We start from the raw sequence: 16,370 nt of genomic DNA, 5'->3' as shown, positions 1-16,370 counted from the left end.
CGCCTTTGCATTTCGAGTGCCAGAAGCTGCAGTTCGGCAACCGGCCCAGCTGCTGCCGCTATTGCCCCTTGGCTTTGCGAAACTTGCCCTTGAGCACCTTGGCCCCATCGCGGAGGAAATCGAGATGGTCCGACCAGTGCTGCATCATCCGCACGCGCTCGTCCCAATACTCGCCGCGCGTGTAGGCGCGACGGACGGCGTTGTTGTCGCAGTGGGCGAGTTGGCGCTCAATCGCGTCAGCGTGCCACAGCCCCATTTCGTTCAGTAGGGTCGCCGCCATCGCGCGGAAGCCGTGGCCGGTCATCTCGTCTTGGGCATATCCCATTCGGCGCAGGGCCGCGTTGATGGTGTTCTCCGACATCGGCCGCTCGATCGAGCGCCGCGAGGGGAAGAGGTAGGAACTGTATTCCGCATCGTGCTCGATAGAGGCGATGATCTTGAGAGCCTGGCGGGAAAGGGGGATCGTGTGCGCCCGCCGCATCTTCGTCTTGTGCGCCGGGATCGTCCAAATCGCCTTGTCTAGATCAAAGTCGGCCCATTCGGCGAAGCGCAGTTCACCAGGGCGCACGAAAACGTGCGGCAGGAGCCGAAGCGCCGCCAGTGTGTTCGACTGTCCTTCAAATGCCTCGATGGCCCGCAGAAGCTCTCCCGCAGCCTTGGGGGTGGTGATGGCTGCGCGATGAACCGGCTTGGGCGCGATCAGCGCGCCGCGCAGATCAGCCGCCACATCGCGCTCGGCACGTGCCGTTGCGATGGCGTAGCGGAACACCTGCGAGCACGTGCTGCGGAGCCGCTTGGCGGTTTCGTAGCGGCCCTTGCCTTCCATCTTCCGCAGCATCAGCAGCAGCTCCTGCGCTGAGATCGCGGCGATGGGGCGCTTGCCGACGGAGGCTTTGATGAAGTCGAGCAGCCAGCGCAGCTTCTTCATCGTGACCGCCGACCGGCCTTCTTTTTCGACCTTGAGCAGCCATTCGTCGGCGACGGCCTGGAAGCTGTTGGAAGCCGCTACGGTGGCCGCGACCCGGTCGAGTTTGATCCGCTCCGCTGGGTCTTCGCCTCGCGCCAGCACCTTGCGCGCCGCATCACATTCGGCTCGAGCTTCGGCGAGGCCGGTGTCCGGCCACACGCCGAACGCCAGCGTCTTCTGCTTGCCAAGATGGCGGTAGTTCATCCGCCAGTAGCGCCCGCCCGTTGGCGCCACGAGCAGGTAGAGCCCGTCTCTGTCGCTAAGCTTGTACGCCTTGCTGCGATTCTCAGCAGCTTTGATCGCCGCCACCGATAACGCCATGATGGTATCTCCATCCGAGCGACCGGCGATCTGCCATCAGAAATACCATCAGATTGCTGGTATGGAGTGGTATTTCGCCGATCCGACTGGGATGCTTATACCACAAAAAACCGCAGAAAACAGCCACTTATGGCACATTCTCGGACGCCCTGGGATGGCGTTTTGGTGACCCCTACGGGAATCGAACCCGTGCTTCAGCCGTGAAAGGGCCGCGTCCTAACCGCTAGACGAAGGGGCCGTTTAGCGTGGAGGCGGCAACTAGGCAAAGCTTTCGCGTTGGTCAAGCCATCAATCGGCCCATGCGGCATCTTCTACGTGAATTTCTGCAGCGGGGCGGCTGCCCCAGTCGTCGATCTTGGCGCGGCCGGCGATCCACAGCTTGCGGTGGCGGGGTGCGCCGAGCAGGGCCTGGCCCAGTTCGCTGTCGGCCTGGCGGAAGGCCATTGCCTTCAGGCTGCCGCCCTCGGCACCGCTCACGATCGCGCGGACATGGCCGTTGCCCACCACATCGGCCTTGATCACGCTGACCGGCCCGGCGGCGATGCGCGGGGCGGGCCAGCCCATGCCATAGGGGCCGCCGGCCTCCATCGCCGTCACCAGCGCAGGCGACACGCCGCTGGCGCTCACCACGGCGTCGAGCAGCAGCGCGCGCTCGCCCATCGCCGCGGTGATTCGCTCGCCCAGCCGCTCTTCCAGGAAATCCTCGAATCGCTCGACGGCATCTTCGGTGATCGTCACGCCGCACGCCATCGCATGGCCGCCGCCCGCCGCCAGCAGCCCGGCGTCCTTCGCCGCCAGCACTGCCGCGCCCAGATCGACGCCGGGGATCGAGCGGCCCGAACCCTTGCCCACGCCGTGTTCGTCCAGCGCGATTACGATCGACGGGCGCCCGAACTTCTCCTTGAGCCTTCCTGCGACGATGCCGATCACGCCGGGGTGCCAGCCATGCCCGGCCACCACCGTCAGCGCGCGATTGCCCTTGGCCAGCGCGCGTTCCTCGGCCTCCAGCTGCACCTGCGCCTCGATCGCGCGGCGTTCCTCGTTGAGGATGTTGAGCTCCTCGGCAATCGCCCGCGCCTCGTCCGTGTCGCGCGTCGTCAGCAGCCGCACGCCCAGGTCGGAGCGGCCCACGCGCCCGCCGGCATTGATGCGCGGCCCCAGCGCAAAGCCCAGGTCGGTGCAGCCCGGCGCGCGGGTCAGCCGCGCCGCCTCGATCAGCGCGTTCATCCCGATGTTGCGCCGCTGGCCCATCACCTTGAGCCCCTGTGCCACGAACGCGCGGTTCAGCCCGCGCAGTTGCGCCACATCGGCCACAGTGCCCAGCGCGACCAGATCGAGCAGGTCGAGCAGCCGGGGCTCGGTCCGGTCCGCGAACCAGCCCCGCTGGCGCAGCGCGCGGATCAGCGCCGCGCCCAGCAGGAACGCCATGCCCACCGCCGCCAGATGGCCGTGCGCCGCGCCTTCGTCCTCGTCGAGCCGGTTGGGGTTCACCAGCGCATAGGCGGCGGGCAGGGTGGCGGTGCATTTGTGGTGATCGCACACGATCACTTCGGCCCCCGCCGCCTGCGCCATGTCGAGCGCCTCGAACGCCTGCGCCCCGCAATCGACCGTGACGATCAGGCTCGCCCCCTCCTGCTTCAGCCGCACCAGCGCCTCGCCCGAGGGGCCATAGCCCTCCATCAGCCGATCGGGGATATAGGGCCGCGCCTCCAGCCCCAGATCGCGCAGCAACAGGATCAGCAGCGCGGCGGACGTCGCGCCATCGACGTCATAGTCGCCAAAGATCGCCACTTGTTCGGAGCGCTGGACCGCATCGGCCAGCCGATCGGCGGCGCGGTCCATGTCGCGAAAGATCGAGGGGTCGGGCATGAAGGCGCGGATGCTGGGCGCCTTGTGCTGCTCCAGCGCCTCACGCGGGCACCCGCGCGCAAGCAACAGCTGGGTGACGAGGTCATCGGGCGCAAAGCCAGGATCGCGCGCATCCGCCGCCAGCCCCCGCCAGCGCCAGGGCTGGCCAAGGATTGAGCGGGTGATGTTGAGAACGGTGGACATGCCAAGCTTGTGGGCGCGGGGGGCGGGGTTGTCGAGGGGGGAAGCTATCTCCGGGCTCTACGGAGATGTGCGCACTCAGAGGATAAACAAGGCGACTCGACTCCAGCGAGCGTCACGGCTTAAATGATTAAGATGCCCGCGCTAACTGTATTTATCGATGAAGCTGGGGACCCGGGCGTTCGGGACGGGCTTAAATATTTGCCGGGCAGGCATGAGTGGTTCTGTTTAAGCGCAGTTGTGATTCGACATAGCCGGCGACACGCCCCGGTAGGTTGGGTTAAGGAACTACGTGAGCTGGCGGGGGCTAAGCAGAGCCCACATCTGCACTTTGCACGTATCGCGCAGGGTCGCCGACTTCACGTGTGTGATCGCTTGGCGACCAAACCTTTGAAAGCATTCTGCGTCGCGTCGCACAAGTCGAATATGCGCGAGTACATTAATCCGAAGCTTGGAAAGCTTGATCGAGGAGATCAGTTCTACAATTGGTGCATGCGGCTTTTGTTAGAGAGAGTGACGGGTTGGGCGGCCCAGTGGCATAGAAGTGAAGGGACGAATCTCGAACCGTTGGAGATTGTTTTCGCTCGGCGTGGTGGACATGATTATCGGCACATGTTCTCCTATCTCGATACTGTCAGGATGCAGGTCGCCGCAGGAACATCGAAACTAAGGGGAGTGGGGCTCGAACCGCCGACGCTTGAGCGGGACTATTGGTCCGTTGAGCCAGCTGAGAAAATCGCGGGCTGCCAACTCGCTGACACGATAGCCAGCGCGATTTATCAGGGTGCCAATTCCGCGTCCCCCGCATGGGATGGCGCCCCTGCCAAGGCGTTGCGCCCGATTATAGCAAAAGCGCCGTCAGGGGGCGCGGCGAACTGTGGCATGACCGTTTGGCCGTTACCGCACCAAGCAGAAGTGCCTGCCGAAAGCAGGCCGCTTTTCGAGCACTTTGGCTATCGGTTCTAATGTGGCGGGCCCCGGGCTCCGTTCACCCATCGGCAGCTAGGTCGTCACTGCTAGGACGGCCGTCCGACTGGCTTCCCGTGCTTCATGGAACACGAGATAAGAGATTGTTCCGGCGTCTCCCGCCATTGGCAGAATCTCATAAAAAACACCTTGGATCAAGGCTTTGATAAGTATCTGACGAGAATCGCTTTTCCTGCCCGGACGTTACTTCACCCAGCCCCAATCAACTCCCGCCCGATCAGCATCCGCCGGATTTCGTTCGTCCCCGCGCCGATGTCGAGCAGCTTGGCGTCGCGGGCATAGCGTTCCACCGGCCAGTCCTTGGTATAGCCCGCGCCGCCCAGCGCCTGGATTGATTCCATCGCGACCTTCACGGCGCTTTCGGACGCCAGCAGGATCGCGCCAGCCGCGTCGAAGCGGGTGGTGCGGCCTGCGTCGCAGTTCTTTGCCACGGCGTACACATAGGCGCGGGCCGAATTGAGCGCGACGTACATGTCGGCGACCTTGGCCTGCATCAGCTGGAAGCTGCCGATCGGCTGGCCGAACTGCTTGCGCTCGCGGACATAGGGGACGACGACGTCGAGGCACGCCTGCATGATGCCCAGCTGGATGCCCGCCAGCACGGTGCGTTCGTAATCCAGCCCGCTCATCAGCACGCCGACCCCGCCGTTCACCGGCCCCATGACGTTCGCGTCGGGGACTTCGCAATCGGTAAAGACCAGCTCGGCGGTGGGCGATCCGCGCATCCCCATCTTGTCGATCTTCTGCCCGATCGCGAAGCCGGGCATGTCCTTTTCGATGAGGAAGGTGGTGATGCCCCGGCTGCCCTCGCCGGTCTTGGCATAGACGACCAGCGTGTCGGCGTAGGGCGCGTTGGTGATCCAGAATTTGGTGCCGTTGAGGACATAGCCATTGGCGGTCCGCTCGGCGCGCAACTTCATCCCGACCACGTCCGATCCGGCGCCGGCTTCAGACATCGCCAGGCTGCCGACATGCTCGCCCGAGATCAGCCTGGGCAGGTATTTCGCCTTTTGCTCAGGGCTGGCCCAGCGCGCGATCTGGTTGACGCACAGATTGGAGTGCGCGCCATAGCTGAGCCCGATCGAGGCGCTGGCCCGCGACACTTCCTCGCACGCGATGACATGCTCGAGATAGCCGAGGCCCAGTCCGCCATCGGCCTCCGCCACGGTGATGCCGTGCAGCCCCAGTTCTCCCATCGCGGTCCAGAGTTCGGTGCGAGGGAACCAGTCCTCGGCGTCGATCCGCGCGGCCAGCGGCGCGATCTGCTCGCGGGCGAAGCGCTGGGTGGTCTCGCGGATCATGTCGGCGGTCTCGCCCAGGCCGAAATCGAGCGTCTGTTCCATCTGCTATCCTCTCAAGCGGTCACGATCATGCCGTCGCGTACCGTCACTGGCCACGGCTTTAGCCGCGCGCCGACACAAGGGCCACCCACGCACACCCCGTCCTCGACCCGGTACAGTGCGCCGTGCCAGCTGCACTGGATCAGGCTGCCGTCGTCGGTGAGGTAGCGGTCCAGCGTCTGGGCGAGCGGCACGGGCATGTGTGCACAGCGATCGACATAGCCGAACACCGCATCGCCCCGCCGCACGACAAAGCCGTGGAAACGCCCCGCCTTCAGCCCCAGCACGAAATTGCGCGCCGCCCCCTCGGCAATCAGCGTCAGCGGGCCAAGCTGCACGCCGGCAGGCGTCTCGGTAAGGCGCGCGTCCATGGGGACGGGGATAGGGGGGTGGGGGAGTTGGTGTCAAATGATACGGGATTGGAGGCGTGCTAGTGACGGGAAGCGTGGCGCCTTCGCGGCGCTTCGTCCACGTCAGGCCCTCCCCCAGCCCCTCCCGCTTGCGGGAGGGGAGCGATAACGGCAGGCGCCAGCCACAATCAATCCCCCTCCCGCAAGCGGGAGGGGTTAGGGGAGGGGCCGCACTTCTGCGGCACTTCTTCTTTCACCCCTACAACCCTTCACCCCCCACCCAATGCGCGTTGGACAGCTTGCGTGCGACGCTCCAGGTCTGGGTGCGGATGTCGGGGACCGCGACGATTTCCCAGAAGGCGCCGCGCGTCATCGGGCCGAGGGCATAGAGATTGGCGTTGGGCCGCCCGTCCGCCGCGATCGTCTGGCCCTGATTGTCGACGTCGATGCCCAGGTGCGCGGCGTCGGGGCGGATCAGCCCGCGCGCGACGAGGCGGCGGAGCAGCGGTTCGGTGGTACGCGACAGGTCGCCCAGCGGGCCGGTGCAGTTGACGATCCGCGCGGCGTGCAGCGTCTCCGCCGAGTCCGCCCCGCGCCGGCGCAGCGTCACGGCGATGCCCGCAGCATCCTCGGCAAAGCCCAGCGTGCGCGCCGCCAGTACCTGCAACTGCCCGCGCTCCGCCATCGCGGTCAGCCGGGCATGGACTTCGGGCGCGAGCCGGTGGCGGTGGACGTCCCACCAGGGGCGCAGATGGCGCAGGAAGCGGCCGCGCTGGTCCTCGCTGGCATTGCCCCACATGCCCTGGGTGAACGGGCGCAGCTCGTCCACGGCGTTGCGCCATCCGATTGCCTCGGCGCGCGCGCGGACGCGGTGGAGCAGGGCGGAGGCGCCGGTGTCGGGCCGCTCGCGCAGCCGTTCCCAATCGCTGCCCGGCGCATGGGGGCGGGGCAGCAGCCCGCGCCGCGACAGTGCAACGATTCGCCCGGCAAAGCCGCGCGCATCGAGCAGCAGCGCGACGTCGACCATGGTCAGCCCGGTGCCGATGATGACGACGGTGTCGTCCGCGCCCAGATCCTCGGGCACGCTCGGGTCCCAGGGATCGCCCTTGTACCGCTTGGGCGAAAGCAGGGCCGGGTCGAGCCCAGGCGGGTCGTGCGGGGGCAAATTGCCCACCGCGAGCACCGCGGCATCCGCTTCGACCGTGCGGTCGCCCAGCGCCAGCCGGATCGTCTCGCCCGGCTCCAGATCGGCGACTTCGCCCCGCACCAGCGTCAGCCGCCCATTGGACGTGCGCAGCGCGGTTTCCAGCAGCTCGCGCAGATATTCGCCATAGGAAACGCGCGGGATGAAGGCGGCGGCGGCATCGGCCACGCCGCGCGCCTGGAGCCAGCGGACGAAGTGCGTGGGGTCGTCGGGAAACGCGCTCATATTGCCCGCGCGCACGTTGAGCACATGCCCCGGATGCGCGGCGCCATAGGCAAGCCCTGTGCCCGCGACCGGCGCGCGTTCGATCAGCGTGGCGCGCGGCCCGTCATGGCGCAGCAGGTTGATGGCCTGGAGCGTGCCCGAAAAGCCCGCGCCGATGATCGCGACATGCTCGATCATGTCAGATTTCGTATTCGACTTGCCACTCGGGCTGCTCGAAAGACGGCGGCGCCTTGGCAAAGGCGGGCTGGCGGGCCTGCATCTGGGCATAGAGCCGCTTCACCGCATCGCTGGCGGTCCGCACGAACAGGAAGGGGAACACGGCATGGACGACGCAGGCCGCGCCGCCCGCGATCATCGTGAAGCCGAATCGGGCGGCGGTGGCGGCGTGCTCGCCATAGCTTTCACCCACGCTGCGCGGGTGGGAGAGGAAGAGGCGGTGGATCATCGCGGCAGTCTAGCCGCGGGGGCGCGCTTTGGAAAACGCGAAAGGGATGGGGCCGGCAGGGGGAATGCCGGGGCGCCACCAGTACTGCGCCACCCGCCCCGCCTCCCCACCCGACCACCAAGGATACCATCAGGCTATGGTGGTCGGGTGGGGAGGCGGGGCGGGTGGTCTGCGTCGCGTGAAACGCGACTCGCGATCAGTCGATGGAACGTGCCAGTTCGCGGTTGAGCCACAGCGCGAACAGCGTCGCGACACAACCCGAAAGCAGATAGGCGCCGGCCGAGATCAGCCCGAACTTGCTCGACAGCAGCAGTGCCGCGAGCGGCGCGAAGCCCGCGCCGAACAGCCAGGCGAGGTCCGACGTCAGCGCCGACCCGGTATAGCGGTGGCGCGGCGAGAAGCTGGACGACAGCGCGCCCGAAGACTGGCCGAACGACAGGCCGAGCAGCACGAAGCCGAGCAGCATGAACACCGTCTCGCCCACTTCGCCGCCGTCGAGCAGCTGCGGCGCGAAGCCGCTGAACACCGCGATTGCGGCGGCCGATGCGCCCAGCAGCGTGCGGCGGCCAACGCGGTCGGCGATCTTGCCCGATGCGATGATCGCCACAACGCCCAGCGCCGCCGCAATCGCTTCGATCACCAGGAAGCGCAGCGGGCTCTGGTCGGTGAACAGGAACACCCACGACAGCGGGAACACAGTGACCATGTGGAACATCGCGAAGCTGGACAGAGGCGCGAACGCACCCATCAGGATCGTGCGCCACGAGGTTGCGACGGTTTCGGTGATCGGCGCGGGCTCCAGCTCGCGCGATTCGAACAGGCGGGCATATTCGGGCGTCACGACGATGCGCAGGCGGGCGAACAGCGCGACCACGTTGATCGCGAACGCCACGAAGAACGGATAGCGCCAGCCCCAGCTGAGGAAATCCTCTGCCGGCAGCACCGAGATCAGGAAGCTGAACAACAGGCTGGCGACGATCAGGCCCAGCGGTGCGCCCAGCTGCGGCAGCATCGCGTACCAGCCGCGCTTGCCCTCCGGCGCGTTGAGCGCGAGGAGCGAGGCGAGGCCGTCCCACGAACCGCCCAGCGCCACGCCCTGGCCCATGCGGAACAGCGCGAGCAGCAGCGCGGCGCCGACGCCCAGCGTCTCGTATCCGGGGACGAAGGCGATCGCCGCCGTCGATCCACCGAGGAGGAACAGCGCGGTGGTCAGCTTGGCGCCGCGACCATAGGCGCGGTCGACCGCGGTGAAGATGAAGGTCCCCACCGGGCGCGCCATGAACGCCAGCGCGAAGATCGCGAACGAGTAGAGCGTCCCCGTCAGCGGATCGACATAGGGGAAGATCAGCTTCGGGAACACGAGCACCGAAGCGATCGCGTACACGAAGAAGTCGAAGAACTCGGAGGTTCGGCCGATGATGACGCCGATCGCGATTTCGCCCGGCGCGACCTTGTGGCCATGCGAGTCGTGGAGTTCGCGGGCATCGCGTTCGGCAGTGGTTGGGGCACTCATCGTCTTCGCTCCTTGGAGCCATGGCTCCTGGACATACATCAACGCCCGCGTCGCCGCAGGTCATTCTTTCCGCCTTCGTCTTTGATGCAGCGCAACGGGATTGGACAAAATGTCCTATGTGCGCATTCCGGGGGCAGGCCTAGGCGCGGTGCATGTTTCGACTCCCACGCCTTGAAACGCGGCGCTCGCTCTCGCGAATCCCGCTCGCCCTCGCGCTCATCCCGCTGCTTAGCAGCTGCAACATGGTCGTGCTGAATCCGGCCGGCGATGTTGCGCAGCAGCAAGGGAATCTGGTGCTGATCTCCACTGCGATGATGTTGCTTATCATCGTCCCGGTGATGATCCTGACCGTGCTGTTCGCGTGGCGATACCGCGCCGCAAACAAGGCCGACGTGCCCTATGAGCCCGATTGGGACCATTCGACTCAGCTGGAACTGGTGATCTGGGGCGCGCCGCTGCTCATCATCATCTGCCTGGGTGCGCTGACCTGGGTCGCGACTCACCTGCTCGATCCGTATCGCCCGCTCGCGCGCACCGCGCCGGGGCAGATGGTGGCGGCGGGCGTGAAGCCGCTGGAAGTCGATGTCGTCGCGCTCGACTGGAAGTGGCTGTTCATCTACCCCGAATATGGCATCGCCACCGTGAACGAGCTGGCCGCGCCGACCGATCGCCCGATCCAGTTCCGCATCTCGTCCTCGTCGGTGATGAACTCCTTCTATATCCCGGCGCTGGCGGGGCAGATCTATGCGATGCCGGGCATGGAGACCAAGCTGCACGCGGTGTTCAACCGCCCCGGCACCTATGAGGGCTTCTCGGCCAATTTCAGCGGCGCCGGCTTCTCGCACATGCGCTTCCGCGCGCATGGCGTGTCGGCCGCCGATTTCGACGCATGGGTGAAGCAGGCCAAGGGCGCCGGCGGGATGCTGGACCGTGCGACCTATCTCGCGCTGGAGCGCCCGAGCGAGAAGGAGCCGGTCCGCCGCTTCGCCGCGATCGATCCGGGCCTGTTCGATGCCGTGCTCAACATGTGCGTCGAGCCGGGCAAGATGTGCATGCGCGACATGATGGGCATCGACCGCGACGGCGGCATGGGCCACGAAGGCGCATACAACATCAAGCGCCTGTCCTATGACAAGTTCGCCGCGCGCGGGCTGGGCCAGCCGGTCGATCGTGCCATGGTAGGCGCGCTGTGTGCGCCCACGAGCATGGCCGACATGCGCCCCGATGCGGCCAAGCGCATCAACCTCGCGCCGCTCACCGGGGCCGGGCTGCGTCGCCCGAACCAGACCCCGGCACCGTCCATCGTTACCGCGGAGGCCACCCTGCCGACCGCGCGCCCCCGCTCTTGAAAGCCAAGGCTGCAATGTCTCTTCAACCGACAAGTTCGCTTAGCCCGATCTTCGGCAGGCTAAACCTGGATGCCCTGCCGCTGCACGAGCCCATCGTCGTCGCGACCTTTGCGGTCGTGGCGCTCGGCGGTCTCGGGATGCTGGCGCTCATCACCAAATACCGCCTGTGGGGCTGGCTGTGGCGCGACTGGTTCACCAGCGTCGATCACAAGAAGATCGGGATCATGTACATGATCCTGGGCCTCGTCATGTTCCTGCGCGGCTTTGCCGACGCGATCATGATGCGGTTGCAGCAGGCGATGGCGTTCAATGGCTCCGAAGGCTATCTGAACGCGCACCATTACGACCAGATCTTCACGGCGCACGGCGTCATCATGATCTTCTTCGTGGCGATGCCGTTCGTGACGGGCCTGATGAACTATATCGTCCCGCTCCAGATCGGCGCGCGCGACGTGTCGTTCCCGTTCCTCAACAATTTCAGCTTCTGGATGACCACCGGCGGCGCGCTGCTGGTGATGGCGTCGCTGTTCGTCGGCGAGTTCGCGCAGACCGGCTGGCTGGCCTATCCGCCGCTGTCGGGGCTGGCGTACAGCCCGGCATCGGGGGTCGACTATTATATCTGGGCGCTCCAGATCGCGGGCGTCGGCACGACCCTGTCGGGCATCAACCTGATCGTGACGATCCTGAAGATGCGCGCGCCCGGCATGACCATGATGAAGATGCCGATCTTCACCTGGACCTCGCTGTGCACCAACGTGCTGATCGTCGCGTCCTTCCCGGTGCTTACCGCCGTGCTGACGCTGCTCAGCCTCGATCGCTATGTCGGCACCAACTTCTTCACGAACGACTTCGGCGGCAGCCCGATGATGTACGTGAACCTGATCTGGATCTGGGGTCACCCGGAGGTGTACATCCTGATCCTGCCGCTGTTCGGCGTGTTCTCGGAAGTCACTTCGACCTTCTCGGGCAAGAAGCTGTTTGGCTATACCTCGATGGTCTATGCCACGATCGTCATCACGATCCTGTCGTATCTGGTGTGGCTGCACCATTTCTTCACCATGGGCTCGGGCGCCAGCGTCAACAGCTTCTTCGGCATCACGACGATGGTGATTTCGATCCCCACGGGCGCGAAGCTCTTCAACTGGCTGTTCACGATGTACCGTGGCCGCATCCGGTTCGAGCTGCCGATGATGTGGACGGTGGCGTTCATGCTGACCTTCGTGATCGGCGGGATGACCGGCGTGCTGCTCGCGGTGCCGCCTGCCGACTTCGTGCTGCACAACTCGCTGTTCCTGATTGCGCATTTCCACAACGTCATCATCGGCGGCGTGCTGTTCGGGCTGTTCGCGGCGATCAACTTCTGGTGGCCCAAGGCGTTCGGCTTCAAGCTCAACGTGTTCTGGGGCAAGGTCAGCTTCTGGTGCTGGGTGGTCGGCTTCTGGATGGCGTTCATGCCGCTGTACATCCTGGGCCTGATGGGCGTGACGCGCCGGATGCGGGTGTTCGACGATCCCAGCCTGCAGATCTGGTTCGTCATCGCCGGCATCGGCGCGGCGATCATCGCCGCCGGTATCGGCGCGATGCTGGTCCAGTTCGCGGTCAGCATCTGGAAGCGCGAAGAGCTGAAGGACGTGACCGGCGATCCGTGGAACGCGCGCACGCTGGAATGGGCGACCAGCTCGCCCCCGCCGGAGTACAACTTCGCGTTCACGCCGATCATCCATTCGCAGGATGCCTGGTACGACATGAAGGCGCGCAAGGCCGAAGCGCCGACGAGTGGCTTCAAGGCGATCCACATGCCCAAGAACACCGGCACCGGCGTGATCTTGGCGGGTCTCTCCACCGTGATGGGCTTTGCGCTCATCTGGTACATGTGGTGGCTGGCTGCCGCGAGCTTCGCGGGCATCCTGGTCGTCGCGATCGGCCATACCTTCAACTACAAGCGCGACTTCTACATCCCCGCCGAGACGGTGGCCGAAGTCGAGGCCGCGCGCGCCGCAGCGCTGGCGCAGGGAGCCTGAGCCATGAGCATGACCCACACCCTGACCGCGCCCGGCGAGCCGGTGCGCTTCTACGACCTGGACGAGCACGAGCATCCCGAGGGGCACAGCACGATGCTGGGCTTCTGGATCTACCTGATGAGCGACTGCCTCATCTTCGCGATCCTGTTTGCCTGCTACGCCGTGCTCGGCGGCAATTACGCCGCCGGCCCGGGGCCCAAGGCGCTGTTCGAGCTGCCGCTGGTGGCGCTCAACACGGCGATGCTGCTGTTCTCGTCGATCACCTATGGCTTCGCAATGCTGGCGATGCAGCGCAAGGCCAAGGGGCAGGTGCTGGCCTGGCTGGCGATCACGGGCCTGTTCGGCGCGGCGTTCCTGTCGATCGAACTCTATGAGTTCGCCAACCTGATCCACGAAGGCGCGACGCCCCAGCGCAGCGCGTTCCTGTCGGCGTTCTTCACGCTGGTTGGCACGCATGGGCTGCACGTCACGTTCGGCACGATCTGGCTCGTCACGCTGATGGTCCAGGTTTCGCGCTACGGGCTGATCGCCGCCAACCAGCGCCGGCTGATGTGCCTCAGCCTGTTCTGGCACTTCCTCGACGTCATCTGGATCGGCGTCTTCACCTTCGTCTATCTCATGGGAATGCTGCGATGAGCGCTGACAGCCACAATAGCGACGGCCACCACGCCGAAGGCGCCCACGGCACGCTGCGCGATTATGTGATCGGTTTCGTGCTGTCGGTGATCCTGACCGCGATTCCGTTCTGGCTCGTGATGGCCCGCCCGCTGGCGGACGGCACGACGGCGGCGATCATCCTGGGTTTTGCCGTGGTTCAGATCGTCGTCCATATGGTGTACTTCCTCCATATGAGCGGCAAGGCAGAAGGTGGATGGTCGATGACGGCACTGATCTTCACGATCATCGTCGTGGTCATCATGCTCAGCGGCTCGCTGTGGGTGATGTACCACCTCAACACCAACATGATGCCCATGCCCACGGACATGAGACAGATGCCGTGAACCCCGTCGCCCGCACTTCTCCGCGTGGAGTCGCGCGGGCGATCGTTCCTGCCGCCGGCCTGCTGGTGCTGGCGGCGGTTTTCGTGGCGCTGGGCGTCTGGCAGGTCGAGCGGCGGGCGTGGAAGCACGCGCTGATCGCCGCTGTCGATGCCCGCGTCCATGCCGCGCCCGTCGCGGCGCCTGCACCGGCAGCGTGGCCTGCGCTGACCCCCGCAAACGACGTCTATCGCCGCGTCACGGCGACCGGGCGGTTCCTGCCTGGACACGACACACTGGTCCGCGCCACCACCGATCTCGGTTCGGGCTATTGGGTGCTGACCCCGCTCGACACCGGCAACTTCCGTGTCCTCGTCAATCGCGGCTTCGTCCCGCCCGAGCGGCGGGATGCGACTGCAGTGCCCAAGGGCCCCGTCCGCGTGACCGGGCTACTCCGCTTCACCGAGCCGCGCGGCGGATTCCTGCGCACCAACGAGCCGGCGGCGAACCGCTGGTACTCGCGCGACGTCGCCGCGATCGCCGGCGCGCGCGGGCTGGGGACGGTCGCGCCCTATTTCATCGATGCCGATGTGAGCGCCAATGCACCGGGCGCGCCGGTGGGCGGGCTCACCGTCGTGCAGTTTGCCGACAACCATGCGGTCTATGCGCTGACCTGGTTCGCGATGGCGTTGCTGTCGCTGGGCGCTGCCGTCTGGCTGTGGCGCCAGCGGGGCTGGGGAGAGTGAGCCAGACCGACCTGCCCGGCCAGCCGCCCGAGGCCGATGCCGATGCCGGCCGGCGCAACATGCTGCTGCTCATCCAGCTGCGCTGGATCGCAGTGGGCGGGCAGCTGGTGACGATCGCGGTGGTTCACTGGGCGATGCACATCGCGCTGCCGATGGCGCCGCTGCTGCTCGCGCTGGTCGCGCTGATCGCGATGAACCTCGCGACGCTGCCGATCCTGCAGCGGCGCACGGCAGTGACCAACAGCGAGCTTACCGCCGCGCTGCTGCTCGATGTCGCGGCGCTGGCGTGGCAGCTGTACCACAGCGGCGGGCTCGGCAATCCCTTTGCCTCGCTGTTCCTGCTCCAGGTCGTGATCGGCGCGGTGCTGCTGAAGCCGGTGTCGTCGTGGCTGGTGGTGCTGGCCACGGGAATCGCGCTGATCGTGCTCGCCGCCGACATTCATCCGCTCGCGCTGCCGCCGCCCTATCGCAGCGATCCGATGGCGCTGTACCTGCAGGGCAGCCTGGTGTGCTTCGCGCTCATCACCACGCTGCTGGTCGCGTTCCTGACCCAGATCACGCGCAACCTGCGCCACCGCGACGCGGCGCTGGCCGGTATCCGCCAGCGCGCGGCGGAGGACGACCTGATCGTGCGCATGGGGCTGCTCGCATCGGGCGCCGCGCACGAACTGGGTACGCCGCTGTCGTCGTTGTCGGTGCTGATCGGCGACTGGAAGGCGATGCCGCGCTTCGCCAATGACGCGGAATTGCAGGAGGACCTGTCCGACATGGAAGCGGCGGTGCGCCGCTGCAAGGCGATCGTCGGCGGCATCCTCGCCTCGGCAGGGGAAACGCGCGGCGTCGCGCCCGAAGTGACGACCATGCGCGCGTTCCTGGACGACATCGTCGAGGAATGGCGCGCCAGCCGCCTGCCCGGCGAGATCGACTATGCCGATCGGTTCGGTGCGGATGTTAAGATCGTATCGGACCCCGCGCTGCGCCAGGTGATCGGCAACGTCATCGACAATGCCGCCGAAGTCTCGCCCAGCTGGATCGGGATCACGGCGTCGCGCGTCGAGGACGCGCTGGTGCTCGAAGTCGCCGATCGCGGCCCCGGCTTCGCGCCTGAACTGCTCGCCGCGTTCGGCCAGCCCTATCGCACCAGCAAGGGGCAGCCCGGCGGCGGGCTGGGGCTGTTCCTGCTCGTCAACGTCCTGCGTACGCTGGGCGGGCGGGCATCCGCGCATAACAAGGCGGGCGGGGGCGCCGTGGTCCGGCTGGTCCTGCCGCTGTCGGCACTGCGGTACGAGAAGGAAAGCGCGCGATGAGCACCGAACGCCTGCTGGTGATCGTCGAGGACGATACCGCCTTTGCCCGTACGCTGAAACGATCGTTCGAGCGGCGCGGCTATCAGGTACTGGTCGCCGACAGCCACGACGCGCTGCTGCCGCTGCTGGAGACCAATCGCCCGCACTTCGCCGTGGTCGATTTGAAGCTGGGCGGCGCGTCGGGCCTCACCTGTGTCCAGACGCTGCGCGCGACCGATGAGGATATGCGGATTGTGGTGCTGACCGGCTTTGCCAGCATCGCCACCGCGGTGGAGGCGATCAAGCTGGGCGCATCCTATTACCTGGCCAAGCCGTCGAACACCGACGATATCGAAGCCGCCTTTGCGCGCGAGGATGGCGATCCCGAGGCGCCGGTGGACGGGCGGCAATCGTCGATCAAGACGGTGGAGTGGGAGCATATCCACCGCACGCTGGTGGAGACGGACTTCAACATCTCCGAAACCGCCCGGCGGCTGGGGATGCACCGGCGCACGCTGGCCCGCAAACTGGAGAAGCGCCAGCTGCGCTGACGAACCCGCGAACCTCTTTCGTCTCTTGCGCGTTGGCTG

The 16,370-nt window shown here is 66.2% G+C and carries 15 protein-coding genes and 1 tRNA gene; 8 read left to right on the top strand and 8 right to left on the bottom strand.

Annotated elements, in window-relative coordinates; translation table 11 throughout:
• Window positions 1-58: 58 nt before the first annotated feature.
• From ACG3SL_RS12610 to recJ, 3 genes are all read right to left on the bottom strand, one after another.
• Window positions 59-1,288, bottom strand: a complete 1,230-nt coding sequence (locus tag ACG3SL_RS12610) for a tyrosine-type recombinase/integrase (RefSeq protein WP_448661494.1) — start codon at window positions 1,286-1,288, stop codon at window positions 59-61.
• A gap of 163 nt (window positions 1,289-1,451) precedes the next feature.
• Window positions 1,452-1,526: transfer RNA gene (locus ACG3SL_RS12605), tRNA-Glu, on the bottom strand.
• 50 nt (window positions 1,527-1,576) lie between these two features.
• On the bottom strand, window positions 1,577-3,340 hold the full coding sequence (gene recJ / locus ACG3SL_RS12600) for a single-stranded-DNA-specific exonuclease RecJ (RefSeq protein WP_448661493.1): 1,764 nt from the start codon (window positions 3,338-3,340) through the stop codon (window positions 1,577-1,579).
• Between the two features lie 123 nt (window positions 3,341-3,463).
• Here recJ and ACG3SL_RS12595 point away from each other — a divergent pair, with 123 nt between their 5' ends.
• Window positions 3,464-4,303, top strand: coding sequence for a DUF3800 domain-containing protein (locus ACG3SL_RS12595; protein ID WP_448661492.1), 840 nt, complete (start codon window positions 3,464-3,466; stop codon window positions 4,301-4,303).
• Between the two features lie 209 nt (window positions 4,304-4,512).
• Here ACG3SL_RS12595 and ACG3SL_RS12590 read toward each other — a convergent pair whose 3' ends face one another.
• The 5 genes from ACG3SL_RS12590 to ACG3SL_RS12570 form a co-directional block, all read right to left on the bottom strand.
• Window positions 4,513-5,667 (bottom strand): isovaleryl-CoA dehydrogenase, encoded by a 1,155-nt coding sequence (locus tag ACG3SL_RS12590; protein WP_448661491.1) that lies wholly within the window; start codon window positions 5,665-5,667, stop codon window positions 4,513-4,515.
• Between the two features lie 11 nt (window positions 5,668-5,678).
• The gene (locus ACG3SL_RS12585) at window positions 5,679-6,035 is read right to left on the bottom strand and encodes a Rieske (2Fe-2S) protein (protein ID WP_448661490.1); all 357 of its coding nucleotides are present in this window, start codon (window positions 6,033-6,035) and stop codon (window positions 5,679-5,681) included.
• Window positions 6,036-6,273: 238 nt separating this feature from the next.
• Window positions 6,274-7,620 (bottom strand): FAD/NAD(P)-binding protein, encoded by a 1,347-nt coding sequence (locus tag ACG3SL_RS12580; RefSeq protein WP_448661489.1) that lies wholly within the window; start codon window positions 7,618-7,620, stop codon window positions 6,274-6,276.
• A gap of 1 nt (window position 7,621) precedes the next feature.
• Window positions 7,622-7,888: a DUF6356 family protein gene (locus ACG3SL_RS12575; protein WP_448661488.1), complete on the bottom strand. Its 267-nt coding sequence runs from the start codon at window positions 7,886-7,888 to the stop codon at window positions 7,622-7,624.
• A 196-nt stretch (window positions 7,889-8,084) separates the two neighbouring features.
• A complete protein-coding gene (locus tag ACG3SL_RS12570) occupies window positions 8,085-9,401 on the bottom strand; it encodes an MFS transporter (RefSeq protein ID WP_448661487.1) in 1,317 nt (438 codons plus the stop codon).
• A 152-nt stretch (window positions 9,402-9,553) separates the two neighbouring features.
• On the opposite strand from ACG3SL_RS12570, the gene cyoA reads away from it, so the two are divergent.
• From cyoA to ACG3SL_RS12535, 7 genes are read left to right on the top strand one after another with little or no spacing between them, the layout of a single operon-like run.
• On the top strand, window positions 9,554-10,750 hold the full coding sequence (gene cyoA, locus ACG3SL_RS12565; RefSeq protein ID WP_448661486.1) for a ubiquinol oxidase subunit II: 1,197 nt from the start codon (window positions 9,554-9,556) through the stop codon (window positions 10,748-10,750).
• 14 nt (window positions 10,751-10,764) lie between these two features.
• Window positions 10,765-12,771, top strand: a complete 2,007-nt coding sequence (gene cyoB / locus ACG3SL_RS12560) for a cytochrome o ubiquinol oxidase subunit I (RefSeq protein WP_448661485.1) — start codon at window positions 10,765-10,767, stop codon at window positions 12,769-12,771.
• 3 nt (window positions 12,772-12,774) lie between these two features.
• Window positions 12,775-13,407, top strand: coding sequence for a cytochrome o ubiquinol oxidase subunit III (gene cyoC, locus ACG3SL_RS12555; RefSeq protein WP_448661484.1), 633 nt, complete (start codon window positions 12,775-12,777; stop codon window positions 13,405-13,407).
• Window positions 13,404-13,772: a cytochrome o ubiquinol oxidase subunit IV gene (cyoD, locus tag ACG3SL_RS12550; RefSeq protein WP_448661483.1), complete on the top strand. Its 369-nt coding sequence runs from the start codon at window positions 13,404-13,406 to the stop codon at window positions 13,770-13,772. Before cyoC ends, cyoD begins: the two co-directional genes overlap by 4 nt.
• Window positions 13,769-14,494, top strand: a complete 726-nt coding sequence (locus ACG3SL_RS12545) for an SURF1 family protein (protein WP_448661482.1) — start codon at window positions 13,769-13,771, stop codon at window positions 14,492-14,494. The genes cyoD and ACG3SL_RS12545 overlap by 4 nt, the downstream gene beginning before the upstream one ends.
• A 59-nt stretch (window positions 14,495-14,553) precedes the next feature.
• Window positions 14,554-15,801: an ATP-binding protein gene (locus ACG3SL_RS12540; RefSeq protein ID WP_448665121.1), complete on the top strand. Its 1,248-nt coding sequence runs from the start codon at window positions 14,554-14,556 to the stop codon at window positions 15,799-15,801.
• Window positions 15,798-16,331, top strand: a complete 534-nt coding sequence (locus tag ACG3SL_RS12535; protein WP_448661481.1) for a response regulator transcription factor — start codon at window positions 15,798-15,800, stop codon at window positions 16,329-16,331. Before ACG3SL_RS12540 ends, ACG3SL_RS12535 begins: the two co-directional genes overlap by 4 nt.
• The last annotated feature ends 39 nt before the right edge of the window (window positions 16,332-16,370 follow it).

This window comes from Sphingomonas degradans (assembly GCF_053502645.1).
Note: the sequence above shows the minus strand (reverse complement) of the source record. Positions and strands in the feature narration are given on the sequence as shown.